Annotated in this window: 29 protein-coding genes; 23 read left to right on the top strand and 6 right to left on the bottom strand. The window is 44.9% G+C overall.

Translation table 11 applies throughout. The annotated features are described in order from the left end of the window. Positions 1-50 precede the first annotated feature (50 nt). From J2Z65_RS06495 to J2Z65_RS06450, 10 genes are all read left to right on the top strand, one after another. Positions 51-2,078: a beta-galactosidase gene (locus J2Z65_RS06495; protein WP_167053517.1), complete on the top strand. Its 2,028-nt coding sequence runs from the start codon at positions 51-53 to the stop codon at positions 2,076-2,078. A 90-nt stretch (positions 2,079-2,168) separates the two neighbouring features. Beyond that, positions 2,169-2,978, top strand: coding sequence for a pyruvate, water dikinase regulatory protein (locus J2Z65_RS06490; protein ID WP_420850773.1), 810 nt, complete (start codon positions 2,169-2,171; stop codon positions 2,976-2,978). An 855-nt stretch (positions 2,979-3,833) separates the two neighbouring features. Further along, complete coding sequence (locus J2Z65_RS06485; protein WP_167053521.1) at positions 3,834-4,544, top strand: transposase; 711 nt, start codon at positions 3,834-3,836, stop codon at positions 4,542-4,544. Positions 4,545-4,640: 96 nt separating this feature from the next. Next, positions 4,641-4,889 carry a membrane protein insertion efficiency factor YidD gene (yidD, locus tag J2Z65_RS06480; protein WP_167053523.1) on the top strand — a complete coding sequence of 83 codons (249 nt, stop codon included), beginning with the start codon at positions 4,641-4,643 and terminating at the stop codon, positions 4,887-4,889. Positions 4,890-5,259: 370 nt separating this feature from the next. Then, positions 5,260-7,257, top strand: coding sequence for a methionine--tRNA ligase (gene metG / locus J2Z65_RS06475; protein ID WP_167053525.1), 1,998 nt, complete (start codon positions 5,260-5,262; stop codon positions 7,255-7,257). Between the two features lie 113 nt (positions 7,258-7,370). Next, positions 7,371-7,763 carry a hypothetical protein gene (locus J2Z65_RS06470; protein WP_167053527.1) on the top strand — a complete coding sequence of 131 codons (393 nt, stop codon included), beginning with the start codon at positions 7,371-7,373 and terminating at the stop codon, positions 7,761-7,763. Between the two features lie 139 nt (positions 7,764-7,902). Further along, positions 7,903-8,829, top strand: a complete 927-nt coding sequence (locus tag J2Z65_RS06465) for a metal ABC transporter substrate-binding protein (RefSeq protein WP_193580781.1) — start codon at positions 7,903-7,905, stop codon at positions 8,827-8,829. 37 nt (positions 8,830-8,866) lie between these two features. Continuing rightward, positions 8,867-9,646: a metal ABC transporter ATP-binding protein gene (locus J2Z65_RS06460; RefSeq protein WP_167053529.1), complete on the top strand. Its 780-nt coding sequence runs from the start codon at positions 8,867-8,869 to the stop codon at positions 9,644-9,646. A gap of 12 nt (positions 9,647-9,658) precedes the next feature. Next, entirely contained in the window at positions 9,659-10,459 is an 801-nt protein-coding gene (locus tag J2Z65_RS06455; RefSeq protein ID WP_167053531.1) for a metal ABC transporter permease, read from the top strand. Position 10,460: 1 nt separating this feature from the next. Next, positions 10,461-11,174, top strand: a complete 714-nt coding sequence (locus tag J2Z65_RS06450; protein ID WP_167053533.1) for a cytochrome c biogenesis CcdA family protein — start codon at positions 10,461-10,463, stop codon at positions 11,172-11,174. Here the strand turns inward: J2Z65_RS06450 and splB are convergent, their stop codons facing one another. Then, positions 11,175-12,236 carry a spore photoproduct lyase gene (gene splB / locus J2Z65_RS06445; protein ID WP_167053535.1) on the bottom strand — a complete coding sequence of 354 codons (1,062 nt, stop codon included), beginning with the start codon at positions 12,234-12,236 and terminating at the stop codon, positions 11,175-11,177. A 164-nt stretch (positions 12,237-12,400) separates the two neighbouring features. On the opposite strand from splB, the gene mntR reads away from it, so the two are divergent. Both mntR and J2Z65_RS06435 read left to right on the top strand, forming a co-directional pair. Further along, positions 12,401-12,826, top strand: a complete 426-nt coding sequence (gene mntR, locus J2Z65_RS06440; protein ID WP_167053537.1) for a transcriptional regulator MntR — start codon at positions 12,401-12,403, stop codon at positions 12,824-12,826. Between the two features lie 113 nt (positions 12,827-12,939). Next, positions 12,940-13,908, top strand: a complete 969-nt coding sequence (locus J2Z65_RS06435) for a patatin-like phospholipase family protein (RefSeq protein WP_167053539.1) — start codon at positions 12,940-12,942, stop codon at positions 13,906-13,908. A 9-nt stretch (positions 13,909-13,917) separates the two neighbouring features. Here the strand turns inward: J2Z65_RS06435 and J2Z65_RS06430 are convergent, their stop codons facing one another. Both J2Z65_RS06430 and J2Z65_RS06425 read right to left on the bottom strand, forming a co-directional pair. Continuing rightward, positions 13,918-14,175, bottom strand: a complete 258-nt coding sequence (locus J2Z65_RS06430) for a hypothetical protein (RefSeq protein WP_167053540.1) — start codon at positions 14,173-14,175, stop codon at positions 13,918-13,920. Beyond that, positions 14,172-15,119, bottom strand: a complete 948-nt coding sequence (locus J2Z65_RS06425; RefSeq protein WP_167053542.1) for a DUF1385 domain-containing protein — start codon at positions 15,117-15,119, stop codon at positions 14,172-14,174. Before J2Z65_RS06425 ends, J2Z65_RS06430 begins: the two co-directional genes overlap by 4 nt. Positions 15,120-15,272: 153 nt before the next feature. Between J2Z65_RS06425 and J2Z65_RS06420 the strand changes: the two genes are divergently transcribed. From J2Z65_RS06420 to J2Z65_RS06400, 5 genes are all read left to right on the top strand, one after another. Further along, positions 15,273-15,761 carry a YqhR family membrane protein gene (locus J2Z65_RS06420; RefSeq protein ID WP_167053544.1) on the top strand — a complete coding sequence of 163 codons (489 nt, stop codon included), beginning with the start codon at positions 15,273-15,275 and terminating at the stop codon, positions 15,759-15,761. 77 nt (positions 15,762-15,838) lie between these two features. After that, on the top strand, positions 15,839-16,276 hold the full coding sequence (aroQ, locus tag J2Z65_RS06415; protein ID WP_167053546.1) for a type II 3-dehydroquinate dehydratase: 438 nt from the start codon (positions 15,839-15,841) through the stop codon (positions 16,274-16,276). Between the two features lie 20 nt (positions 16,277-16,296). Beyond that, the gene (locus J2Z65_RS06410; protein WP_167053548.1) at positions 16,297-17,370 is read left to right on the top strand and encodes a M24 family metallopeptidase; all 1,074 of its coding nucleotides are present in this window, start codon (positions 16,297-16,299) and stop codon (positions 17,368-17,370) included. A gap of 15 nt (positions 17,371-17,385) precedes the next feature. Further along, positions 17,386-17,943, top strand: coding sequence for an elongation factor P (gene efp, locus J2Z65_RS06405; RefSeq protein WP_167053550.1), 558 nt, complete (start codon positions 17,386-17,388; stop codon positions 17,941-17,943). 141 nt (positions 17,944-18,084) lie between these two features. Next, entirely contained in the window at positions 18,085-19,341 is a 1,257-nt protein-coding gene (locus tag J2Z65_RS06400) for an aspartate kinase (protein ID WP_167053552.1), read from the top strand. Positions 19,342-19,349: 8 nt separating this feature from the next. Here J2Z65_RS06400 and J2Z65_RS06395 read toward each other — a convergent pair whose 3' ends face one another. From J2Z65_RS06395 to comA, 3 genes are read right to left on the bottom strand one after another with little or no spacing between them, the layout of a single operon-like run. Continuing rightward, positions 19,350-19,814, bottom strand: a complete 465-nt coding sequence (locus J2Z65_RS06395; RefSeq protein WP_167053554.1) for a DUF441 domain-containing protein — start codon at positions 19,812-19,814, stop codon at positions 19,350-19,352. Positions 19,815-19,870: 56 nt separating this feature from the next. After that, a complete protein-coding gene (locus tag J2Z65_RS06390) occupies positions 19,871-20,611 on the bottom strand; it encodes a 2-phosphosulfolactate phosphatase (RefSeq protein ID WP_167053556.1) in 741 nt (246 codons plus the stop codon). A 3-nt stretch (positions 20,612-20,614) separates the two neighbouring features. Continuing rightward, positions 20,615-21,418 (bottom strand): phosphosulfolactate synthase, encoded by an 804-nt coding sequence (comA, locus tag J2Z65_RS06385; protein ID WP_167053558.1) that lies wholly within the window; start codon positions 21,416-21,418, stop codon positions 20,615-20,617. A 351-nt stretch (positions 21,419-21,769) separates the two neighbouring features. On the opposite strand from comA, the gene J2Z65_RS06380 reads away from it, so the two are divergent. The 6 genes from J2Z65_RS06380 (at position 21,770) to spoIIIAE (ending at position 25,503) form a co-directional block, all read left to right on the top strand. Next, entirely contained in the window at positions 21,770-22,033 is a 264-nt protein-coding gene (locus J2Z65_RS06380) for a YqhV family protein (protein WP_167053560.1), read from the top strand. Between the two features lie 72 nt (positions 22,034-22,105). Further along, positions 22,106-23,089, top strand: coding sequence for a stage III sporulation protein AA (gene spoIIIAA / locus J2Z65_RS06375; protein ID WP_167053562.1), 984 nt, complete (start codon positions 22,106-22,108; stop codon positions 23,087-23,089). Positions 23,090-23,095: 6 nt separating this feature from the next. Then, a complete protein-coding gene (gene spoIIIAB / locus J2Z65_RS06370; RefSeq protein ID WP_167053564.1) occupies positions 23,096-23,614 on the top strand; it encodes a stage III sporulation protein SpoIIIAB in 519 nt (172 codons plus the stop codon). Between the two features lie 61 nt (positions 23,615-23,675). Further along, positions 23,676-23,879, top strand: coding sequence for a stage III sporulation protein AC (gene spoIIIAC / locus J2Z65_RS06365; protein ID WP_029197158.1), 204 nt, complete (start codon positions 23,676-23,678; stop codon positions 23,877-23,879). 10 nt (positions 23,880-23,889) lie between these two features. Beyond that, a complete protein-coding gene (gene spoIIIAD / locus J2Z65_RS06360; protein WP_057306424.1) occupies positions 23,890-24,279 on the top strand; it encodes a stage III sporulation protein AD in 390 nt (129 codons plus the stop codon). Positions 24,280-24,303: 24 nt separating this feature from the next. Then, entirely contained in the window at positions 24,304-25,503 is a 1,200-nt protein-coding gene (spoIIIAE, locus tag J2Z65_RS06355) for a stage III sporulation protein AE (protein ID WP_167053566.1), read from the top strand. The last annotated feature ends 11 nt before the right edge of the window (positions 25,504-25,514 follow it).

Here is a 25,514-nt window from a genome sequence, read left to right as displayed (position 1 = left end):
CAATACAATGGACTTATTCTTATATTAATTAATTTTGATGAGGTGACAGCATGATTAATGAGAAACTCCCCAAAATTTGGTACGGCGGGGACTACAACCCTGAACAATGGGACAAAGAAGTCATGAATGAAGATATGAGGATGTTCAAACTTGCAGGAATTGATGTAGCTACCGTGAACGTTTTTTCGTGGGCTCGCCAGCAAAAGAATGAAGATACCTATGACTTTTCCTGGTTAGATGAAATCATAGATAAGTTGTATGAGAACGGCACTTATGTTTGCCTAGCAACGAGCACAGGCGCACATCCAGCTTGGATGGCGCATAAATATCCCGATGTGCTGCGAGTGGATTTCCATGGGCGGAAGCGTAAATTTGGCGGGAGACATAATTCCTGTCCAAACAGCCCTACATATCGTAAATACTCCACACTACTTGCAGATAAACTGGCAGAACGATATAAAGATCATCCGGCCATTTTAATTTGGCATGTTTCAAATGAATATGGAGGCTATTGTTACTGCGATCAATGCGAGGATGGTTTCCGTAAATGGCTTCAAGAACGATATACGACACTCGAAACGTTGAATAAAGTTTGGAATACAAGCTTCTGGGGACATACCTTTTATGAGTGGGAAGAAATCGTTTCTCCGAATGCTCTGTCTGAAGAATGGGGTGTGGATAATACCAATTTCCAAGGCATCTCGCTGGATTACCGTAGATTTATGTCGGATAGCATGCTAGAGTGCTATAAGCTAGAATATAACGCGATCAAAAAACATACCCCGGATCTACCAATCACGACAAATCTGATGGGGCTTTACAAAGAATTAGACTATTTTAAGTGGGCAAAATATTTGGATGTCATTTCGTGGGATAACTATCCTTCCTTGGATACACCGATTAGTCTAACGGCTATGACACATGACCTTATGCGCGGTTTAAAACAGGGTCAACCCTTTATGCTGATGGAACAGACGCCAAGTCAGCAAAATTGGCAGCCCTATAATTCACTCAAACGTCCGGGAGTAATGAAGCTTTGGAGCTATCAAGCCGTAGCTCGCGGCGCGGATACTGTGATGTTTTTTCAACTTCGACGATCCGTCGGAGCTTGTGAAAAATACCACGGGGCAGTCATTGAGCATGTCGGCCATGAGCATACACGAGTATTTAGAGAGTGCGCAGAATTAGGAACAGAGCTGCATAAATTGTCAGATAAGCTGCTGGATACAAGAGTCGAAGCGAAAGTCGCCATCGTATTTGACTGGGAAAACCGCTGGGCTGTTGAGCTTTCCAGCGGCCCCACCGTCGCGCTCAAGTATGTCGATGAAGTGCATAAATATTACGACGCCCTTTTCCAACAAAACATACAAGTAGATATGATTGGCGTCGATGCCGAACTATCGGGCTATGATATCGTCATTGCACCAGTCCTTTACATGATTAAACAGGGCTATGCCAAGCGTGTTGAAGATTTTGTACATGCAGGTGGCACATTCCTTACTACATTCTTCAGCGGCATCGTGAATGAGAACGACATTGTCACCTTAGGTGGTTATCCTGGCGAATTACGTAAATTACTGGGAATTTGGGCTGAAGAAATCGATGCTTTGTTCCCTGACAAGAGAAATCAAATCGTGATGAGTGAACAATGGGGAGAGCTCGAAGGGGAATATCAATGTGGAGTGCTGTGCGATATAATCCATTCAGAGGGTGCCGAAATCAAAGCCGTCTATGGTAGTGATTTCTACACTGGAATGCCGGCCCTAACCGTAAATACATTTGGTTCAGGCCAAGCCTGGTATGTAGCTACTAGTCCGGAGCCATCATTTTTGCAAGGACTACTTCGCCAATTATGCCAAGACAAAGGAATCATTGCTCCGATAGCTGCTGTTCCAGGTGTTGAACTATCCATCAGAAGCAAAAATATGGAGAACTATTTATTTCTACTTAATCACAATGAGCACGAAGCGACAGTTGAAATAGGTAATCTCAGGACATCAAACTTGATCACTGATCAAAAGATAGAAAATACCGTCACACTCCCAGCAAAAGGTGTCGTGATTATGAAAAAACATTAATCTTAAACCACCAGCCTCTATCGCTTTATGGATAGAGGTTTCTTTGCATTTTTGGTATAATCTCACTTATAGCAGGTTCAAAGGGGGTGCATTGTGACCGAACAACAGCATTTGTTTATTTGCTCAGATTCAATTGGTGAAACCGCGGATGCCGTTGCAAGAGCCACCATTCGTCAATTCAATTACGAACAGATGAGAATTAAGCGATACGGTCATATCAGCCATCAAAATGAAATCGTCCAAATGCTGCAGGAAGCAGCTGCAGCGGGAGGCTTTGTCGCCTACACACTCGTGCAGCCCGAACTGCGTGAAACCATGAAAAATGAAGCGCATCGCCTTGGTGTGCGAACCGTCGATATAATGGGTCCGATGCTGGAAGCCTTTTCGGAAACGTATGGACACATGCCGAAGCGCAAACCGGGCTTGCTGCACGAAATGGACGCCGACTACTTCCGAAGAGTAGATGCCATTGAATTTGCCGTCAAATATGACGATGGCAAAGATAACCGCGGCATGCTTCAAGCCGATGTAGTCCTCATCGGAGTGTCTCGCACGTCCAAGACACCGCTAAGCATTTACCTTGCACACAAAGGTTTTAAATCTGCAAACCTTCCAATCATTCCAGAAATCAAATTGCCACCGGAACTTTTTAAAATCCCAAGCAAACGCATCATCGGTCTTACCATGGATGCCAACCAAATTCTACAAATTCGTCTCGAGCGTCTCAAAGCCGTCGGCCTTCCGGATGGTTCCCAATATGCAACCTTCCGCCGCATCCAAGAAGAACTCGATTACGCCCATTCCATTATGAAGCAGCTCGACTGCCCGATCATCAATGTCACCAACAAAGCAATTGAAGAGACAGCAGGACTTATCCTTGATCTCATCTCAATCCGATAATAAAGAATTTCCCCTTAAAAACGATGCCCAGAACTTAAAATGTTCATGGCATCGTTTTTTGTAAGCCTACCCATTTGATGCCCCATCTCATCGCAGACACATCTCAAATATCTCAAAGCACTCACATCTGCACATTGTTCACGAAGAATTCTTTACCCGACTCATTCGCTATACTTCCACCCCCACCAACCCCACCACATCCAACACCCACCACACACCAGCCACCACCCCGCCCCGAACCAGTCTCAGAACCCGAGGCCGAAGCAGACCCTGCCCCCGAAGCGCCCCGACCAGAGCCGCCCCGAACCCGAACCCGAACCCGAACCCGAACCCGAACCCAACCCCAACCCTGAGCTAAACTACGCCAACCCAATCCAATCCAACACCAACGTCACTCCAGCATTCAAATCCGAAACATGGCAACCAAAAGCTGACCATACATATCTCTTTTTCTCATTTTCTGTCGTATATACAAAAAAGTTACTACTAAGAATAAAATTTTATATTAATTAAGAGTTGTGGGACTTTTATCTTTCATTTTATTGAGAGTTGGAAGTCTTTTTTTCTTTCATTTAATTAAGAGTTGGAGGTCTTTATTTCTTTCATTTTAATTAAGAGTTAGAAGCTTCTTTTACTTTCATTTAAGTGAGAGTTGAAAGAGTAGTATTTTCGTTTAAGTACTAATTGAAAGCCTTTTTATCTTCAAATGTATATATCACAGAATTTCATTTTCCCCGATATATCACCCTGATGAAAAAAACCAAAAAATAACTTAAATAAATTAACTTCCCAAATTGCAAATCATTTGATATAATCAAGAAAAGGAACAAGTGTTCTCGTTTTGGGGTGGGCTAGATGGGTCAACAATATATGGATATGAGCACGAATTTCTTCTGTTCGGAAGAGGAGTGTGAACAGTTTTTGACGAATATGCGTTGGTCAAATGGATTTTGCTGCCCCCGTTGTGATAATAATGAGGCATTTAATATTAGATCACGTAGATTGTTAGAATGTAAGGAGTGCAGGATGCAGGTCTCTCTAACCGCGGGGACGATCATGCACAAATCAAAGTTACCGTTACTACTTTGGTTCCAAGCGATTCAACTGTTAATAAAAGAAGGAATAAACTGTACAGCCAGCAAACTTGCGCGGGTACTCCAAATTAATTATAGAAGCGCCCAGTTGTTATTGACAAAAATCCAATTTGCATTTGAGTATACGCAGAACAGGGTGAAGTTACTCAGTAAAGAAAATGGCCCCGTTTCCAACTCCGATTCACAAACTGCTGATGATCTCCAGCTTTCCGAAACCTCTTTGAAGGTCGCTCAAACTCAAAATAATTCTTCAACTTGGGATCTAAATATGTATCTCGAATCCAAAATAAACAAGTTACAAAATAAATTAACGTTCCGTAATAAGAGGTTAAATATACCTCAATTATTTGCGCACATGAAAAATCAATCTAATCGTGGTCATGATTGCTTAAGTTTGTTAAATAAGTATGTCAAAATGGCAATATCGAATCAATTTTATCCTACATTCCTGAAGTGTTTTCAATATTCTTGAGTAAATTTGACACATGACGATTTGACCCCAATCTGTTTTTCAGGCATGATGAAGGAGTAGCATGGTTAGTTAACTTTGTGAGGAGAGAAGAATAATATGAAAAGGACGCTGCAAGCTCCTATTCATTTCTATCGGAAATTCATTTCGCCGCTAAAGCCGCCAACCTGCCGTTTCTATCCCACATGTTCACAGTACGCTTTGGAGGCAATTGAAGTTCACGGTGCTCTGAAGGGGACTTGGCTATCTGTGAAACGAATTTGTAAATGCCATCCGTTTCATTCAGGTGGGATTGATTATGTACCCCCGCGGTCGGAAAAATTAACTCATAACGATCAGTCGGCTTGACAGGCAGCGCTTATTTTCGATATATTTGCCTTAAGATGTTATATATGGATTCGATGAACGGATAAGTACAGACGGAAGCCTATGAACAGAGAGCCGGGGCAGGTGAAAGCCGGTATAGGAATAAGTTTGGAAGATGGTCCCGGAGAATAAGCCTTCGAGCTGTCCAAAATGCGTGTGAAATGGAGATACGCAAGGTTGGAAGTAAGCTGGCTTCGTTTCCCAGCGTTAATGGGCAAGTCGTAATAGACTTACTGAGCCCCGAGCTTGTGAAAGGCGGGGGAACCTGGGTGGTACCGCGTGAGTTCAGCTCTCGTCCCAAGATGGATGAGGGCTTTTTGTGTTTTCTACTTTTAGCTAGGAGGAACTAAGGATGACAACGAATTCGAAAACGTTTTACATCACGACGCCCATCTATTACCCAAGTGATAAGCTGCATATCGGTCATGCCTACTCAACGGTGGCTGGCGACGCCATGGCGCGATACAAACGGCTTCGCGGTTTTGATGTAAGGTATTTAACGGGTACAGATGAGCATGGGCAAAAGATTGAACGAAAAGCACAAGAGAAAGGGACAACACCACAGGAATTTGTAGATGGCATTGTTGCTGGGATTAAAGAGCTTTGGAGCAAGCTAGATATTTCTTACGATGATTTTATTCGGACTACGGAACCTCGTCATAAAGATGCGGTTGCCAAAATTTTTCAAAGATTACTGGATCAAGGTGATATCTATCTAGGCGAATATGAAGGTTGGTATTGTATTCCTGATGAGTCCTTTTTCCCAGAGAGTAAACTGGTTGATGGGAAGTGCCCAGATTGTGGCCGCCCTGTTGAAAAAATGAAGGAACAAACCTATTTTTTCCGTATGAGCAAGTATGCGGATCGTTTGGTACAGTACTACGAGGAGAATCCTGATTTTATTCAGCCTGAGTCTCGTAAGAATGAGATGTTGAATAATTTTATTAAGCCAGGACTTGAAGACTTGGCGGTGTCTCGAACGACATTTGATTGGGGTATCAAAGTTCCCGGTGATCCTAAGCATGTGATTTACGTTTGGATTGATGCTCTTTCTAACTACATTACTGCGCTTGGCTATGGTTCGGAAGATGCAAGTAATTTTGAAAAGTATTGGCCTGCAGATGTGCATTTGATGAGTAAAGAGATTGTTCGTTTCCATACCATTTACTGGCCGATTATGTTGATGGCGCTTGATTTACCGCTGCCTAAAAAAGTTTTCGCGCATGGCTGGCTGCTTATGAAAGACGGTAAAATGTCAAAGTCCAAAGGGAATGTCGTTGATCCCGTGACGTTGATTGATCGTTATGGACTGGATGCGCTTCGATATTACTTGATGCGCGAGGTGCCTTTTGGGGCTGATGGAACATTCACCCCGGAAAGCTTTGTAGAGCGGGTAAATCATGATCTTGCTAATGATTTGGGGAATCTGCTGAACCGTACGATCGTAATGATCGATAAGTACTTCGCTGGCACGATTCCAGCGTACGTGGCTGGAGCTACCGAATTCGACGACAGTCTCTTGGAGACTGTTCAAGGAACGGTAGCGAAGTATGAAGAAGCAATGGAAAAAATGGAGTTTTCCATTGCACTTTCTGCCGTGTGGCAGTTGATCAGCCGCACGAATAAATATATCGACGAGACACAGCCGTGGTCGATGGCGAAGGATGAAGCCAAGCGCGAAACACTTGGCTCCGTCATGTATGTGCTGGCTGAATCCCAGCGCATTTCATCTGTGTTGCTGCGTCCATTCATGACGAAGACACCACAGTTGATTTGGCAGCAACTTGGCGTAGCTGCTGAGGACCTGCCGCGCTTAACCGCATGGGAAAGCGTACAGTCATTCGGGCATCTTCCTTCAGGCACTATCGTGCAAAAGGGAGAGCCTATGTTCCCGAGACTGGATGCACCGGCAGAGGTTGCTTACATCGTCGAGGCAATGGGCGGCGGAGCGGCAGCCACGGCCGACGAAGTAAAACAAGCAGCACCAGCGGCTGCGCCATCAGCTGTGCCTGCGCCGGAACCTAAGGATGAAATCGGGATTGACGATTTCGCCAAGGTCGAGCTGCGCGTAGCTCAGGTCCTGTCAGCGGAACCTGTGAAAGGTGCCGATAAGCTTCTAAAACTGCAGCTCGATTTGGGGTATGAGCAGCGTCAAGTGGTCTCGGGCATCGCGAAGTTTTATACGCCCGAGGAGCTAGCTGGGCGTAAAGTTATTTGCGTTACGAATCTTAAGCCTGCCAAGCTGCGCGGCGAGTTGTCTCAAGGTATGATTCTTGCCGCATCACATGGCGACCAGCTGACGCTGGCTACTGTGCCGGATTCGATGCCCAATGGCTCGATTGTAAAATAACGAAATGACAACACCCTTTCCCTATTTTTTCATAGTGAAAGGGTGTTTCTTTTGGGTATGGACGATCATCTAAGTGGGGCAAGCTAAGGGAAACAAACCACGGAGTGATATGAATGAGAGCTAGATCTATTATGAAATTAATCTTTGTTTCAGTGATGGTTCTTGTTTTGACGTCTTGTTCTATTTTTGGAGGAGGCTCCGATAAGAAGAAAGAGGAAGAGAAGAAAGATTCGAAATCTAAGGCTTCCAGCACTAAAAAAGAAGATAATAGTGTTATTAATCAGGAATTAAAAAAGCAATATGAGATGTACAATGAAATTATTCAACATAAGGTTAAACAAGAGAATAAGTTAATGAAGCAATCGGAAGAGCGATATAAGAAATTGAAAGAAGAAAGCGAAAAACCAGCGCAATCCAAGTCAGAGGGTGGGGCAGGGAAGAAAGATAAAAGTTCTTCTGACCAATCTGATTCGGAAAGTTCAAAGAAAGACGATGGAAACCAATAAAGTTGTAATTAAGGCCATGCTGTGACATTAGCAGCTGGTCTTTTTTATTTTACCTTCAGATGTATTGACTTCAAGTAGGGGTACTCGTATAATCAATTCGTTAATAAAAAATATTACGATTTAGAACGTGAGTGGAGTGATGATAGTGATTCGTTCAAAGAAAGTTCTGTACATAGCCGTTATGGCTATTTTCGCTGTTATATTGACTGGGTGCGGCAGTGCTGCAAGCTCGAAAGCTAACCTGGTGCAAGGGAAAGTCAATGTGGTGACGAGCTTTTATCCATTGTATGAGTTTACTCAAGCAATTGGTGGAGAATATGTAAATGCTATCAATTTAGTCCCAGCAGGAGTAGAACCCCACGATTGGTCGCCTAAAAGCAGAGACATTAAAAATATGACGCAGGCGCAGGTTTTCGTGTACCAAGGCGCGGGTTTTGAAGGCTGGGTAAAGGATTTCCTCGGAAGTCTATCGCCAGATTCAACTTTAAAGGTAGTAGAAGCAAGTAAAGGCGCGGATTTGATTAAAACTTCCGAAAATAAAGAAGAATTCGATCCTCATGCGTGGCTAAGCCCGTTAAATGCTGTAAAAATGGCTAATAATATTAAAATGGCACTGATTAGCGCTGATCCGGCACATAAAGATGTATTCGAGCAAAACTATGCGAATTATGCAGCAAAGTTAACTGATTTAGACGCTCGCTATAAAAAGGAGCTAGGGCAAACTTCGAAAAAGGAAATTGCCGTTTCCCATCAAGCATTTGCTTACTTGTGCAGAGATTATGGTTTAACACAACTAGCTATTATGGGATTATCTCCGGATGCTGAGCCAACCGCTCAAGATCTAAAAAAAATGAATGAATACATTAAAGATCATAATTTGAAATATATATTTTTTGAGGAGCTTGTATCCGATAAGCTAGCAAAAACGTTAGCAAAAGACGCAAAAGTGGATACGATGGTGCTGAATCCGATTGAAGGCTTAACACAAGAGCAAGTAAAGGCCGGCGACAATTATATTTCGATCATGGACAAAAATTTGAAAAATTTAGTGATTGCCTTACAATAAGATGAGCAGGCCCATTCTACGAGTCAGGAGTTAACAAATGGAGATTAGCCCAAAAGAGTTTTGCCACCGTAGTATCGTGTCTATTGAGAATGTTTCATTTTCTTATGAACATAAGAAAGTCATAGATCAGCTCCGTTTCGATGTACTTGAACGGGATTTCGTAGGTGTTATCGGCTCCAATGGCGCGGGCAAAACAACGCTGCTCAAAATGCTCGTTGGACTGCTCAAGCCGACCGACGGGGAGATCCGGTTGTTCGACAGCCCGCTAAGCCAATTCAAAGATTGGGAACGAATTGGCTATGTTCCGCAAAAAAATGCCTTCAATCCGCTATTCCCTGCTACGGTGAGGGAAATTGTTTTGTCGGGGATGTATTCGAAGAAGCGGATCTACCGCCGGCTTTCTAAAGCCGACCTGCAAAAAGCCGAAGACGCGATGCTCGCTATGCGCATCGAGGACTTGGCTGACCGCAAGATCGGTCAGCTGTCCGGCGGACAACAGCAACGCGCTTTCCTCGCGCGCGCGATTGTGAATAACCCTGAGCTGCTCATTTTGGATGAGCCGACTGTAGGCATCGATGCGGAGACGCAGACCGGATTTTTCCGGATGATCCGCCACATGCATCAGCATCATCATATGACTTTCATCATGGTATCTCATGATATGGATATGATGCAGTCTTATTTAGGTACAGAGCCGCAGCAGGTTAGCGGCGGCATTAAGTTTCATGTGAAGCATACTCATGATCCCGAGGATTGCCGGGAAACGAATTTGACACATTCGATCGGCCAGATCCGCGAGATGATCGGAGTTCAGTAAGGAGCGGGCATTTTGGACATATTCACGGAGTATTTTTTTCAACGCGCTCTAATCGGCGGTATATTGATTGGGCTCACAGCGCCATTAATGGGCGTTTTTCTTGTCCTTCGGCGATTATCGATGATCGGGGACACATTAGCTCACGTTTCAATTGCGGGGGTCGCCCTTGGTTTTCTCATTAACGTGTACCCGTTAGGAGTAGGGCTTGTCTTTGCTCTGCTTGCCTCCTTTGCTATTGAGCGTTTACGCAAGGCTTATAAGACCTATGCGGAGCTCTCTATCGCTATCATAATGTCAGGCGGAGTTGCGCTGGCCACGATTCTTTTTACACTCGGCAAAGGTTTTAATATGAATGTAATGAGCTATTTGTTCGGAAGTATTTATACGCTTGATCAGCAAGATCTTTGGGTTGTTCTCGGTGTGTCTGTTCTAGTAGTAGGTGTCATCGCTGTTCATTTTAAAGAGTTCTTTCTCATGTTCTTCGATGAGGATGCAGCTAGTGTAAGTGGACTTCCGCTTAAATACTATAATATGATGATTACAATGCTTACCGCGTTGGTTATTTCTGTTGCGATCAAAATTGTTGGAGCACTTCTTGTTTCATCCTTGTTGACGATCCCGGTCGCATGCAGTTTGTTAATAGCTAGAAGCTTTAAGCACTCGGTTATTTTGGCTGTTATTTTCTCGGAAATTGCTGTTGTTATTGGTCTTGTTGTTGCTGGGGTATGGGACCTCGCTCCGGGCGGAACGGTTGTGTTAACGCTCATCGCGATGCTGATCGGGATTATTCTAAAAAGAGGATTGAGGATTTAACATGGACTCTGTTAATTTATGGATCGCTTTATGGGCGGGGATAGCGTCCTTTATCTCGCCATGCTGTTTGCCATTATATCCTTCTTATCTTTCCTACATAACGGGAATTTCAGTAAGTGAGTTGAAATCTGGCGAGACGTCCTCTCAAGTGCGCCGTCAAACGATGCTGCATACGTTTAGTTTTATCGTTGGATTTTCAATTATTTTTTATGCGTTAGGCTTAACTGCAGGTTTTTTAGGTAATTTTTTCATTGATTATCGAGATTTGCTGCGGCAAATTGCAGCGCTCTTGATTTTTATAATGGGGTTATTCCTGTTAGGTATTTTCCAACCGCAATGGCTAATGAAAGAACGTAAACTTCAGATTAAGTTTCGTCCAGCGGGCTATTTAGGCTCTGTGCTAGTTGGGATGGGGTTTGCCGCGGGGTGGTCACCTTGTGTGGGGCCGATTTTGTCGGCAATTCTTGCGTTGGCCACAACAGAACCTGGCACTTGGTTTCAGTTAACGACTGCTTATTCGTTAGGCTTTGCTATTCCTTTTTTTGTGTTATCTTTTTTTATCGGTTCAACGAAATGGATTTTGCGTTATTCCAATCTTATTATGAAAATAGGAGGGGGTTTAATGGTTGTGATTGCGATTTTGCTTTATACAGGCAAGATGACGCAGATCACACTTTGGTTAAACACCATAACCCCGGATTGGTTGAAGTTTTAATTAAGTGAAATATTCAATTTTGGCCTGAGGGAATTTGTCAAAGATTTGTTCTGTGATAAATTCTCTTAGTGCGTTTGCTTGTTCATCTTGATAAACGTATTTACCTTGGCCCCAACGACCCCACTTGTATTTTCTTTTTTCTTCGTCCATTTCAAGCTTCGTTTTTGGATACCTTTTTTCGATGACGTTTTTTGCTGTTCTTGTAAATCGGTGTTGAATCATTTCAAAGGTTAAATCTTGCGTTGCTTCCGATGGAAGTTCGTTGTACAGACGTTCCAAAAGGGTCGCATAGCCTTCCTTCCAGCCTTCGTGCCAAATAATAGGGGCTATGATAAAACCAAGCGGATAGCCGGCTTTAGCTACCTTAGCTGCCGCTTCAATTCTCTCGTGAAACTTTGAAGTGCCTGGTTCAAAATGTTTAATGACGTAATCAGCGTTCACACTAAAGCGAAAACGAGTGTGTTTGTTATGTTTAGCATCCAAAAGAGGCTCTACATGATGGTATTTTGTTACAAAGCGCAAGCGGCCATGCTCTTGCTGCCCCATAAATTCGATGACTTGCTTCAAGGAGCCTGAGATATGCTCCAGACCAACAGGGTCCGATGTACACGCAGCTTCAAAGCGGGTGATCTCTGGAACACGTTCATCGATATACTTCTGGGCGGCACCCAGAATATCGTCCATATTTACGTAAACGCGAATATAGGGCTTCGCTCCTAACGTTGTTTGGAGATAGCAGTAGTGACAGTGTCCCATACAGCCTGTTGCAATCGGGATCGCATATTCGGCAGATGGTTTTGAAGTGTCGAATTTCAAGGTTTTGCGAATGCCGACAACTAGTGTTCGTTTGGCAATTCGGTATTTTTCAAGCTCGGAATCGCCAGGTAAATCGCGTATTTGATTATGTGAGGTTGTCATATGAATCTCCAAGCCTTGCTGCTTAGCCCATTCATAGATTTTTTGACCTTTGGAATAATTCATCGCATCAGGTTCAAAATAAACAAGCTCTGGTACGAATACCGTTGTGCCAGGGACGGGTCTGGTCAGTAATTCTGTCGACATGGAGAGCTCCTTTCAACAAATCAGGATCATAATCGTTCCTGCATTTAGTGTTCCAAGGCATTGATTAGATGAACCATGGGATATTTGACCTCATTAAGGTTGATGGATTATGATAGTTAAGCAAGTAGGCAGGAAATAAAGGAAAAGCAGGGGGAAATAAAGCAATGGCTACACCAAGCATGGAAGACTATCTGGAGAGAATATATAAGCTCATAGACGAGAAAGGTTACGCTCGTGTCTCCGACATTGCTGAAGGGCTGGAAGTGCATCCCTCCTCCGTGACGAAAATGATTCAAAAGCTGGACAAAGACAATTATTTGATTTATGAGAAGTACCGCGGACTTATGTTAACTCCAAAAGGAAAGAAAATGGGTAAGCGACTAGTTGACCGTCATCAATTGCTAGAAAATTTCTTAACAATTATAGGCGTCCAAGAGGACAATATATATAAGGATGTTGAGGGAATTGAGCATCATTTAAGCTGGGATTCCATTACATGCATTGAGACTTTGGTCGAATATTTCCGCAGGGAACCGAATCGGATTGAAGAACTTATGAATGTTCGCAAAGAATTAGAAGCTGACAATTAGGCAGAGGCCGCTACTAGCGGTGCTCTGTCTTTTTTATGTGCATAGAAACAAACTGCCTCTGCATACATAACAAAGTAAGCCCTTTTGTATGATTTCAGAGAGGGGTGTCGAATTTGTTAATCAACGGCGTGTTTGAAGGTGGAGGCGTTAAGGGGATTGCGCTTGCCGGTGGGGTAAGTGCAGCAATGAGGCAGGGGCATGTATTCAATCAAGTTGCAGGTACAAGCTCTGGGTCGATTGTAGCGGCTTTTCTGGCAGCGGGATATACCGGAGAAGAGATGAGAGAATTGATCATGAGGGCTCCTTTCAAGTCGTTTATGCAGCGGTCACCGATCTTTAATGCCAAAATCATCGGACCTGCCGTACGGCTGCTGATCAAAAAAGGGTTGTATTCCGGTGAAGCGTTGGAATATTGGGTAAACACGCAGCTGGCAGCCAAAGGCATTCGCACTTTTGGTGATTTGAAGCATAATCAGCTGCGCATTATTGCATCTGATATTACGCAGGGCAAGCTGCTTATTTTGCCGGAGGATATTGCGCAATACGGGATTGATCCGCAGAAGTTCTCAATTGCCAAAGCGGTTCGCATGAGCACTAGTATTCCCTATTTCTTCGACCCGGTTATGATTCGCCGCAAAATAAAAAGCTCTGAGAAGGCAGTGCCTTTCACAGAGCAATTTTATTATATCGTAGATGGAGGATTGTTAAGCAACTATCCTTTGTGGGTGTTCGATCGGGATACGGATCGCGAGGAGATCATCCCCGTTATCGGCTTCCAATTAGTCGGAAAAAGCGAAACGCCTACGCACAAAATTAAGGGACCAATTACGATGCTTGAAGCCTTATTTGGCACGATGCTTAGTGCGCACGACGAGCGGTACATTGAACAAAAAAACCGGTTCCGTACCGTTAAAATTCCTACTTTGGGAGTTGGGAATACACAGTTTAATTTATCTAAGGAATTAAGTTTATCCCTTTATGAATCGGGATATCAGGCTTCTAGAGACTATTTTAAGAAGTGGTCCGCCCAAACTTACGAAGTGGACTATGAGAAGTACGTGCTTCGTAGTCAGTCCAAATAACCAATGGTATTAATGATATTTCGGGAAATCATCGGAGTCTGTGTCTTTTGTGCCGTTGATCACGCGAAATTTGGCGTTTTTCCTTTTTGCTTTGGATGGCCCGCGGCCATACGAAGGTTTTTTCCAACGAGAAGGCGGGAATTTGTAAAGTAGAAAAATAATGCCTAACACGAGAATTGGAATGAATAAAGTTCGCAAACTTACGATCAATCCAATCGCAATCAAAATCCCGATTGCGACTTCGATCGGCGAAAATCTTCTTCTCATGCCCGTCCCTCCATTATTCTTTTTTCGGCTTCACGCATCCGATTGAAGGAAGCGATGGAAACCTCAACTTGACTGTCTTCAGGTTCTTTGGTAGTCAGCAGCTGCAGCCATAGGCCAGGGTAGCCCAGGTAACGAAGTAATGGCACTTCACGAAGGGAATTCGTGAATCTTAGCACTTCATAAGATACTCCGATGACGACTGGGAGAAGCACTAGTCGCTGCAAGATCCGCTCGACATATCCGTCATAGTGAAGGAACGAATAGATAACGACGCCGATCAATACAGTGAAAACAATGAAGCTGCTGCCGCAACGATAGTGCAGCGTGTTGAATTTCTGTACGTTGCTGACGGTAAGCTGCACACCAGCTTCATAGGCGCTGATAACCTTATGCTCAGCTCCGTGGTATTGGAACAATCTGCGAATCATAGGTGTTAGGGATATGAAATAAATATATCCGACGAGCAAAATGATTTTGATAACACCTTCTATAAGGTTATGAAGAATTTGATTGCTAAATACATTTTGAAATAAAAACTGTTCAATGACGGCTGGAACTAGGGTGAACACGAATTTTCCGAAAAGAAACGAAATGACACCCACGACCGCCACACCAAGAATCATCGAAATATTAGAGAAGAAACCCGGTTTCTCGTCTTGCTGGGTCACTGCGTTATCTTTTTCTCCTTCTTGTTCGGCGAAGGACTCCGCGGAGAAATTAAGATGCTGCGCACCTTTGGCGCTGGATTCTATAATGCCGACAATCCCTCTGACGAACGGGATTTTCTTGAGTGTTTGGACCCAAGGAATATCTTTCTTCGGGACTTCTAAAAAATCAAGTGAGCCATCTTTCTTGCGCACGGCGGTTACATGCACGTTTCTTCCTGCGAACATGACGCCCTCGATGACGGCTTGTCCTCCATATATACTGTTTTGTTCTGCCATGAGATCCACCTTCTTCTCTTTCTCGAATTCGGTTTTTTGTACTTTCTTATTGTAACGGATTCAGGGGTTGAATGCTACCGATAACGGAAGAACATACTATTCTTGCCTGAGAATTACGTGCAGTAACTGTAGAAGAAAGGAAGAGAATGTCTGATGAGCGAGAAACAAGTGAAGGAAATCAAAACAAATCGGTGGCTTTTTGTCATATACATTGGCTTTTTCGCTGGGTTCATTTGGGGAGCACTGAAAATAATTGAACATTATTTAAAATTCACCAAAATTGACGTAGGTTTTCTCGTCGAGCCGTTTTTCAAGCACGATTTCCTAATGACATGGCAGGGGATACTAATTGGGTGGGGATTTTTCGCAATATTCTCCATCTTTGCAGCCTTCATCTATATGGTCACTATGTGGAAGCTGCAATCAGCTTGGTGGGGACTTGGTTATGGTGCACTTTGGTGGGCAGTGATTTATTTGTTCATCGGGCCATTGGCCGGGATGACGTATTGGATTACGGATTTGGACATCAATACCATATTGAGCGATTTCTGTTTGTTCCTGCTTTGGGGAATGTTTATTGGTTATTCCATTGCCATCGAATACACGGATACCAGAACGAGAGAGCCTATACACAAGACATGAAAGTTATGGTAAAATATCAAAGGTTAAATAGGCTCATAAAGTCTGTGCGACTGAAAAATGCTGGGGAGTGATTCCTGTTGAAAAAGGTTCTTGTGATTAACGGGCCTAACTTAAATATGCTGGGCATACGTGAACCTGGCGTGTATGGAACGGTTTCCCTTTCGGCCATTATTCAAGGCTTGACTGAATTAGCTGAAGTTCTTTCGGTTGAGGTAGAGAGCTTTCAATCGAATCATGAAGGCCACATTATTGATAAAATTCATGAAGCTTTCGGCACGAAAGATGGCATTCTCATTAACCCGGGCGCTTTTACGCATTATAGCTATGCGATCCGCGACGCATTGGCTTCGGTTCAATTGCCTACCGTCGAAGTGCATTTATCGAATATTCATAAGCGCGAGGAGTTTCGCCATCATTCGGTAACCGCGCCGGTGGTTATCGGTCAGATTTGCGGATTCGGCGTTCAAAGCTATGAATTAGGATTAAGAGCATTAATACCTCATGTGCAAGGATAAAGGAAGGATTGGTGATTTCGATGCAGGAGAAACGTATTGAACGTCTTCGCAAGGTTATGCAAGAACAAAACTTACCCGCAGTACTCATCACGAACGCATATAACCGTACATATGTATCTGGATTCACCGGCTCCTCTGGCTATGTACTTATAACATTAGACCGAGCAATCCTCTTAACTGATTTTCGGTATATGACGCAGGCTCCTCAGCAAGCTAAGCATTTTGAAGTGGTTGAACATCAGGCTAAAGCGATGGAAACAGTGAAAGATCTCTTGCAAAAGCAGGGGATTACGAAGCTTGGATTCGAGCAAGGGGATGTATCCTACGGCGACTTCCTCAACTACCAAGCGGCATTGCCGGGCATCGAGCTAGTGCCGACAGCTAGGCTTCTCGAAGTCATCCGGATGGTCAAAGACGAGGCTGAACTGCAAATTATGCAGGAAGCTGCTGACTTGGCTGACCAGACCTTTTCGCACATTTTGTCCTATATCCAGCCTGGCGTGAAGGAATTGGATATTGCACTTGAGATTGAAATGTTCATCCGTAAAAATGGCGGTACATCCACCTCGTTTGAAACGATCGTTGCTTCCGGCGAACGCTCTGCACTGCCTCACGGAAAAGCAAGCGATCGCGTGCTCCAAATAAACGAATTTGTCAAATTAGATTTTGGAGCGTATTATAAAGGGTATTGCTCTGACATCACAAGAACAGTTATGCTAGGAAAGCCGACAGACAAGCATAAAGAAATTTATGACATTGTCTTGGAAGCTCAATTGAACTGTTTAGCCAATCTCAAGCCGGGAATTACAGGCAGAGAAGGCGATGCTTATGCGCGTGATGTGATCGTGAAGCATGGCTATGGCGATTTCTTCGGTCACGGTACCGGACATGGTTTAGGCATGGAGGTTCATGAATCTCCGCGCTTGTCGAAAACCGAGGATACGATTTTAACTCCTGGTATGGTAGTTACGGTGGAGCCCGGTATTTATCTCCCTGGTTTTGGGGGAGTTCGAATTGAGGATGACGCAGTAATTACTGACACCGGCATTAAAATACTTACAAATTCTACAAAAGATTTTCTTATTATTGACTAGCGGAGGGATTCACAAGTGATATCAGTAAATGATTTCAAAACAGGTCTTACCATTGAAGTAGAACACGATATTTTTACAGTTTTAGATTTCCAACACGTTAAACCAGGTAAAGGCGCTGCATTCGTGCGCTCCAAACTGAAAAACTTGCGCAACGGAAATACCGTTGAGCGTACATTCCGCGCAGGCGAGAACGTGGGCCGCGCACACATCGATAACCGTGAAATGCAGTACCTTTATGCAAGCGGCGATGAGTACACGTTCATGGATACAGAAACTTTCGACCAGTTCAGCCTTTCCCGTGAGCAATTGAAATGGGAATTGAACTTCCTGCTCGAAAACATGAATATCAAAATTTTGAGCTACCAAGGTGAAATTCTTGGGATCAACTTGCCGAAAAGCGTTGATTTGAAAGTTGTTGAAACTGAGCCTGGTGTTAAAGGTAATACGGCTCAAGGCGCTCTTAAAGGTGCTAAAGTGGAAACTGGCCTTGTTGTTCAAGTTCCATTGTTTATTAACGAAGGCGATGTGCTTACGGTTGATACCGAAGACGGCCGTTATATTTCCCGCGCCTAGTTTCAACTAGGACAAGCCTCTCTGACTTTGACAAGTCAGGGAGTTTTTTTGTTTTGCATGTGCATTTCTTACCACAAAAGCACATTTTATGCTATAATATTGAATTGTTATGCACTAGTATGCGTTAGGAGTGGGTCAGCTTTGTCTCTAATAGTGATGAAATTTGGCGGAAGCTCTGTCGGTGATGCGGAGCGAATGAAACGTGTTGCAAAAAGAATCGTTGAGCGAAAGCAAGCAGGCCACAGCTGCGTTGTTGTCGTTTCGGCGATGGGAGATACAACGGATGATTTGATTGATCTGTCTAAGCAAATTTACGATGGAGCCCCTCCGGCTCGTGAAATGGATATGCTGTTAACGACAGGAGAGCAGGTTTCCGTAGCCCTCTTATCGATGGCGATACATAGTTTAGGCGAACAAGCGGTTTCTTACACCGGTTGGCAGAGCGGGATCTTTACAGAAGATGTACACGGGAAAGCGAGAATTACCGATATTCAGCCGCATCGCGTTCTGAGTGCGCTCGAACAAGGGAACGTCGTGATCGTGGCTGGTTTCCAAGGCATGACCGAAGCGGGAGAAATTACGACGCTTGGCCGCGGCGGATCGGATACGACGGCAGTCGCGCTTGCTGCTGCGATCAAAGCAGATCTATGTGAGATTTATACCGATGTAGACGGAATTTACTCAACAGATCCACGCATTGTGAAAGTCGCAAGAAAACTTAATGAAATTTCCTATGATGAAATGCTGGAGCTTGCTAATCTAGGAGCTGCGGTTCTTCATCCGAGAGCAGTGGAGTATGCCAAAAACTATAACGTCACCTTGGTGGTACGTTCCAGTTTTACTAACAATGAAGGTACCAACGTGAAGGAGGAAGCAGTGATGGAGCAAGGAATCGTTGTCCGTGGCATCGCCTACGACAAGAATGTGGCAAGAGTTAGTATTCTAGGTGTACCTGAGAAACCGGGTCAGCTGGCAAAAGTATTTATGGCGCTTGCCGAGGTTCAAGTCGATGTAGATATCATTGTACAAAGCGGTGTTCTCAACGGATCAGCGGATTTCTCTTTCACAACGACGCTTGCTGACCGTGAAAAAGCTTTGGATGCGATTGAATCTATCCGCGGCGAAATCGGCTTCCGTGAAGTGACTTTCGAAGTAAATATGGTGAAAGTGTCCATCGTGGGCGCTGGCATGGTAAGCACGCCAGGAGTTGCCGCTACAATGTTTAAGGTGATTTCCGATCTTGGCATTTCCATTTCCTTAGTAAGCACTTCGGAGATCAAAGTGTCCTGTGTCATCGAAAACACGAACTTGACGGAAGTAATCCAATCGTTGCATACAGCGTACGGCTTGGACACTACGGAGCAAGCATTTGTTGGCGGGCCTCAAGATCGCAGATAAATGTAAGTTTAACTGAATTTATCGGATATAAAATAAGCAAGCTTTAATAGAAAAGCTGTAATTCCGGCGGCCATTAAAGGGCCGACCGGAATTCCGCGCATAAAGATAATGCCAAATATGGAACCGATGACAAGACCCACAATTAATTGTGGGTCTATTTTTAGCAGTTCCAACCCTTTTCCGTTCATATAGGTAGCGATCGCTCCACCTAGAAGAGCGATGATTCCCGGCCATGTGGTAAATACAGATATAATGTCTTTCATGGAGATTCGCTCGCTGGCAAACGGAACAAGCACGCCAATCGTCAAAAAAAGTAAGCCAAGCTCTAAGCCTCTGCGCTCCATCGCGGGGAAAAATCGGACTAATCCGACTAGTTTCATGGCCAGCAGCATGCAGGAAGCTGTTGTAATAATTGGCGAACGGCCAATAAGTCCTATAACAATGAGAATAACTAAGAGTATATTACCATTCATGATCAAAACCCCTCGCCCTCATAACTTCCATCTTAGTTTATGAGAGGGGCTTGTATTTAGAACGCACGGCGACCTTGACTAAGCTGCAGCAGTACCATTTGATCCTGTTCCAGGATCGGAACCTGATCAGTGATATTCGTCTTCGTGCAGGACACAACATCGGCCTGGAAACCGGACTTGCACATCTTTTTGCCATTCGTGCAGGTTAACAATGTTTCATATAACGTATTTTTAGCATGCAAATAACATCCTCGCATAGCCAACCCGAAATCATTGGTTACAACATGCTTCTCGCCTAAAGCTGATACCAATTCCTCAAGAATAAGTCCAGCACAAAGCCCATCCTCTAGCGAGAAGACGTCCTGTGTGCCCGCACATAGAATGACAGTGTCCCGTTTTAAGGCAATGGCAGCCTCCGCGCAAGCTTTGCTGTTAAGTAATGCGCCTGCCAGCACGTGATCGGCTTTCATCGCTTTTTGAATGCCCCTAGTGCCATTCGTGGTTGTCAGGATTACGCGCTTGCCCTGAACGACTTCTTTGGTAAATTCCAATGGTGAATTACCCAAATCGAAGCCGGGGATTTTCTTGCAGAATCGCTCCCCTCCCAGCAGATCACCCTCACGATACAACTCTTTGGCTTTCAGAACGGTCTCCACGGGAATAATGGCTTTGCAACCGTTAATCAGTGCGGTGATGATCGTGCTCGTTGCACGGATAACATCAACGACAATGACGGTTTTATGAAGAAAATCGTCACTTCTCGCTTCGCCGATGTTGGCGACAACCTCGATATACATGTTTTATTCCTTTCTGGTACCTAAGGACAACGTATCGGATCGCAGTCCTCTGCGCAATGCTTCCAAGGCAATAAGCTCATCTGGTGAGATATTGCCCAAATGGATATCTGATCCAAGCATGCTAATCAAATGCACCTGCTGACTTTTGAGCGGCGCTTCCCAGAGAAGCTGCTGCCCGGATACGGCGGCGAGCACTTGCCCGACTTCCTCGTCCTTACATTTCCCCTGATGATCAAAAATTCCTACACCCATGCCGGATTCGCGAGCTTCAATGGTTACTAAGGAAGCGCCGAATTCGGTGTCTAACAAAACGGTTTCGATTAACTCCTCTAATTCAATAGCGGAACCCCAGCCTTTTTTTCCATACTCGGTTATGACTTCTAATCCCTCATCCAAACCTCTCATAATTAACTCATTTCTAAATTTACGGTTGAACTCAATGGTTCCATTGGATATTTCAACGCCGTTAAAACCGAGTGCCACGATCATATCGAAATAGGAATCCACTGCGTTCTGTGTGATTGCAACTTCGAGAAAAGTGCCTCCAGGATAAATGCAAATCCCGTTTTCTTTGGCAAGGTTAATTTTACTTTTCAGTACGTGCTGCGGATAAAGAGGAGATGTGCCGAAGCCAAGTTTGATCATATCCAGATGGCTGCTGCCTATGCTAAGCATATCTTGAAATGCGTTCGGCCCTAAGCCTTTATCCATCACCATCGTTTTACCCAGTGTTCTTGGTTTGGCCTGCCTTTGTCCTGTGGGGTCGGCCAGAACGGGGTTCCAGTTCAAATAAGAGGTCACTTCCATCTGTATTTCTCCTCACTGTCCTTCGAAGGATCAATTATGAGTACAGCATATGCATCTGGGCAAATGGTGGTGCCCACTATGCCTAAAATCAGACGAGCCTGCATAAGGTAGGGTAAAAAGAGTGAGCTGCCGTTGAACCGCGCTGAACATTAAAGTTAGGCTAGAGGCTCCGCAATTTTATAAAAACCTCCAGACTCCATTGCAAATCTGTTCCTCTAATTGGATTGGCCTTCGGGATAGTAGGAACAGATTTGCAAAAGTCGCTCTTCCGGCCTTTTATAAAATTGCTCCGCTGAGTAACTGCGGCGCGACTCAAAAGAGCTGCTTCTTTTTAAGGGAGGAGTAAAAAGCATGAACAAAATTGTCCTGACGATGGCATCGCTGAGGATGATGTCGGGCAGCATGGAGATCATTGCTGCCATCGTGATGCTAAGACTGGCGACGGTGGAGAAAGCGCTGCTTGTGAACTCTACGCTCGCTCTAGTAGGTCCTCTAGTACTACTAGCTACGACGACGATTGGTTTAGTAGGGATAGCAGAGAAGCTATCCTACAGCAAGCTGCTCTGGGTGATTGCGGGAGTAAGCTGTCTTTTCATAGGTATTTTAAAAAAGTAATCGGTCATATTTCTTTCTATTAAGCATAGAAATGAGTATAGAAGACTGGACAACTTGGAGGGATGTCTCTCTATGCACGATACGATTATGCACATTCTCCCACAAACGCTCCGGATTCTGCTCTCCGGTTTGCCGCCGGACGTACAAGCTAGCGTTGAGGAAATTAGGGTGAGAGAATCACGCCCCTTCGAGCTTACCTGGGGTGACGGGTACGCTTTCCTTGATGAGAGAGGTCAAATGGTGACGCAGGAAGAACGGGCGTACAAGCCAACCCGTCAAGATTGTCTTACCCTGCTGGAGATGCTCACCAATCATTCCATGTACACCCATGAAGAAGAGCTGCGAAGAGGATTTATCACGATCGCCGGCGGCCATCGAGTTGGACTAGCAGGACGTACAGTGCTAGATCAAGGTGGCGTCAAGCAAATTCGCGATGTCAGCTCTTTCAACATTCGGATTGCCCGCGAAATACAAGGGGTAGGCAAGCAGGTGCTGCCGCATCTATTCGACCCTATTTTGCGAAGTATTCATCACACGCTCGTTATTTCACCGCCGCAGCAAGGAAAGACGACGTTAATTCGCGATTTGACCAGGCTAATCAGCCGCGGAGAGTGGGGAGCGAATGCGATCGCCACTACAGGCAAGAAGGTGGGCGTTGTCGATGAACGATCGGAATTAGCGGCATGTGTCAAAGGCGTGCCTAGATTCGATCTGGGTCCGAGAACAGATGTTATGGATGGTTGTCCGAAGGCGGAAGGCATGATGATGATGATTCGTTCTTTATCACCGGACGTACTCGTCGTCGACGAAATCGGTCGACCAGAGGATGCAGCGGCGATCCATGAGGCTGTACATACGGGGATTCGCATCGTTGCCACTGCACATGGTGCCGATTATGAGGATGTCCGCATGAGGCCGGTGCTGAAGCAGCTTTTGGAAGAGGGTGTGTTTACGAGATATGTCATCCTGCATCGAAGAAAAGGCGTGCCGGCTGCATTTCGCATACTGGATCGGCTGGGCAAGCCATTGGAACTTTATCCTGCACATAAAGGATGATGAAAGATGCTGAAATTCGTTGGCGGGGTTCTTATTATCAGTGCCGCCACCTTGTATGGCTTTCTGCAGGCTGCTCACTACGTTCGGCGTCCTAAACAAATCCGGTTGCTGATCTCTGCACTGGGGCGCATGGAGACGGAAATCACCTATGCCCTTACACCGCTGCCAGAAGCGTTCGCTTCACTTGGCAAACAGGTGGCTGAGCCGCTCTCCTCCTTGTTTCGCTTAACGTCAGAGCGGTTGTCGGCGAATGACGGGACATCGACACGGGAGATTTGGCATAGGAGTGTAAAGGAAGTCTGGGCAAGAACTTCGATGAAACAAGCGGAACAAGAGGTTGTCCTGCAGTTGGGGTCAGTGCTTGGTGTGACCGACCGCAGCGACCAAATCAAGCATTTGCGGCTCGCTATTTCCCAACTTCAGGCCGAAGAAACCGAGTCTAGGGAAGAACAGAGGCGCTACGAGAAAATGTGGAAAAGCCTAGGCGTCCTTATCGGAGCATTAATCGTAATTTTGATGTATTAAGGGGAGCAGGGGACTTGTCGGGATGACAGAAGTTCCTTGTCAACAGAGTGAGGTGCCTGGAATGAACGTAGATGTAAATGCCATTTTCCAGATCGCCGGCATCGGCATCATCATTGCGATGATCCATTCGGTGCTCAAGCAAATGGGGAAAGAGGATATGGCGCATTGGGTTACGGTCATTGGCTTCGTGGTCGTGCTTTTCATGGTTGTTAGCATGCTCGATCATTTATTTAAAGAAATCAAAACGATCTTCCTATTCCAATGAGGTGCGCCGTATGGAAATCATCCAGATTGTAGGCTTGGGGCTCATCGTTACGATTCTTACACTCATCATCAAAGAGCAGAAACCCATGTTTGCGTTCTTGCTGGCCGCCTTTACAGGCATCATGATTTTCTTGTTTCTGATCGGCAAAATCTCTAGTGTCATCCAGGTGCTTGAAGATTTGGCGCAAAAATCAAGTATTAATATGGTGTTTCTCAAAACGATTCTGAAAATTATCGGTGTGGCATACATTGCCGAATTCGGCGCACAAATCGTACGGGATGCCGGTCAAGAATCCATCGCCTCCAAGATCGAACTCTCTGGGAAAGTGCTCATTATGGTGATGGCAATCCCGATTATTACCGTCATCATCGAGACCGTTGTTAAGCTGCTCCCGGCTTAGATGATTCATGTAGGAGTGACTGAAATGAACCTGCTTTATTCGAACCAGAAGCTGAACAACCGATGGATCATCCTGATCATCATGACCATGGCTCTGTGGCTCGGGATGTCAAATTCCACCACGGCCGAGTCGCCGACAGACGTGATTATCAAGGAGCAGGCCGATCATTTAAACACTCAGCCTGTCGAGCAATATTGGGATAAGCTCATGAAAGATTACGGCGGCTACTTTCCCGAAAGCAAGACGCCAACCTTCATGGAACTGCTCTTGGGCACTAAGGGAATCAGCATGAAAAGCATATTTAAAGGACTTTTACGCTACGTATTCCATGAAATCATCATTAACGGCAAGCTGCTCGCTTCCATAGTGATTCTGACGATCTTCAGTATGATTCTCGAAACGCTGCAAAGTTCTTTTGAAAGAAACACGGTAAGTAAGCTGGGCTACTCCATTACGTATATGGTCTTGATTATTATCGCAATCAATTCCTTCAGCGTAGCAATCGGATATGCCAAAACAGCAATTACGTCGATGATCCAATTTATGATTGCGATCATGCCTTTACTTTTGACGCTCTTAGCTTCAATGGGCAATGTGACTTCCGTTGCCATCCTGCATCCGCTCATTGTCTTCATGATTCATTCGGTTGGCACCGCCATATATGTGTTTGTTTTCCCTCTATTGTTCTTCTCGGCTATCCTGCACATCGTGAGCTCGCTTAGCGAGAAATACAAAGTCACCCAGCTGGCGAACCTGCTGCGCACGATAAGCCTGAGCATGCTTGGAGTTTTCGTTACTGTGTTTCTAGGTGTGATCTCCATCCAGGGAACTGCGGGTGCGGTGAGGGACGGAGTAGCCATTCGAACAGCCAAATACATCACCGGGAACTTTGTTCCTGTGGTGGGGCGGCTATTCTCCGACGCAACGGAGACGGTCATAGGCGCATCCTTGCTTGTGAAGAATGCAATCGGTCTCGTCGGTGTGGTCATTCTGATTATGCTTTGCGCATTCCCGGCGATCAAAATTTTGACCTTAGCTTTCATCTACAATTTATCCGCAGCCGTCATGCAGCCCTTGGGAGACAGCCCGATCATAGCTTGCCTGCAAACAATCGGAAAAAGTTTGATTTATGTTTTTGCCGCTCTGGCAGCCGTCAGCTTAATGTTCTTTCTGGCTCTAACGATCATGATTACGATCAGTAATGTCTCGGTGATGATGCGGTGAAAGGAGATTCA

Source organism: Paenibacillus aceris (genome assembly GCF_017874035.1).
In the GTDB taxonomy this organism is placed as follows: domain Bacteria; phylum Bacillota; class Bacilli; order Paenibacillales; family NBRC-103111; genus Paenibacillus_E; species Paenibacillus_E aceris.
Note: the sequence above shows the minus strand (reverse complement) of the source record. Positions and strands in the feature narration are given on the sequence as shown.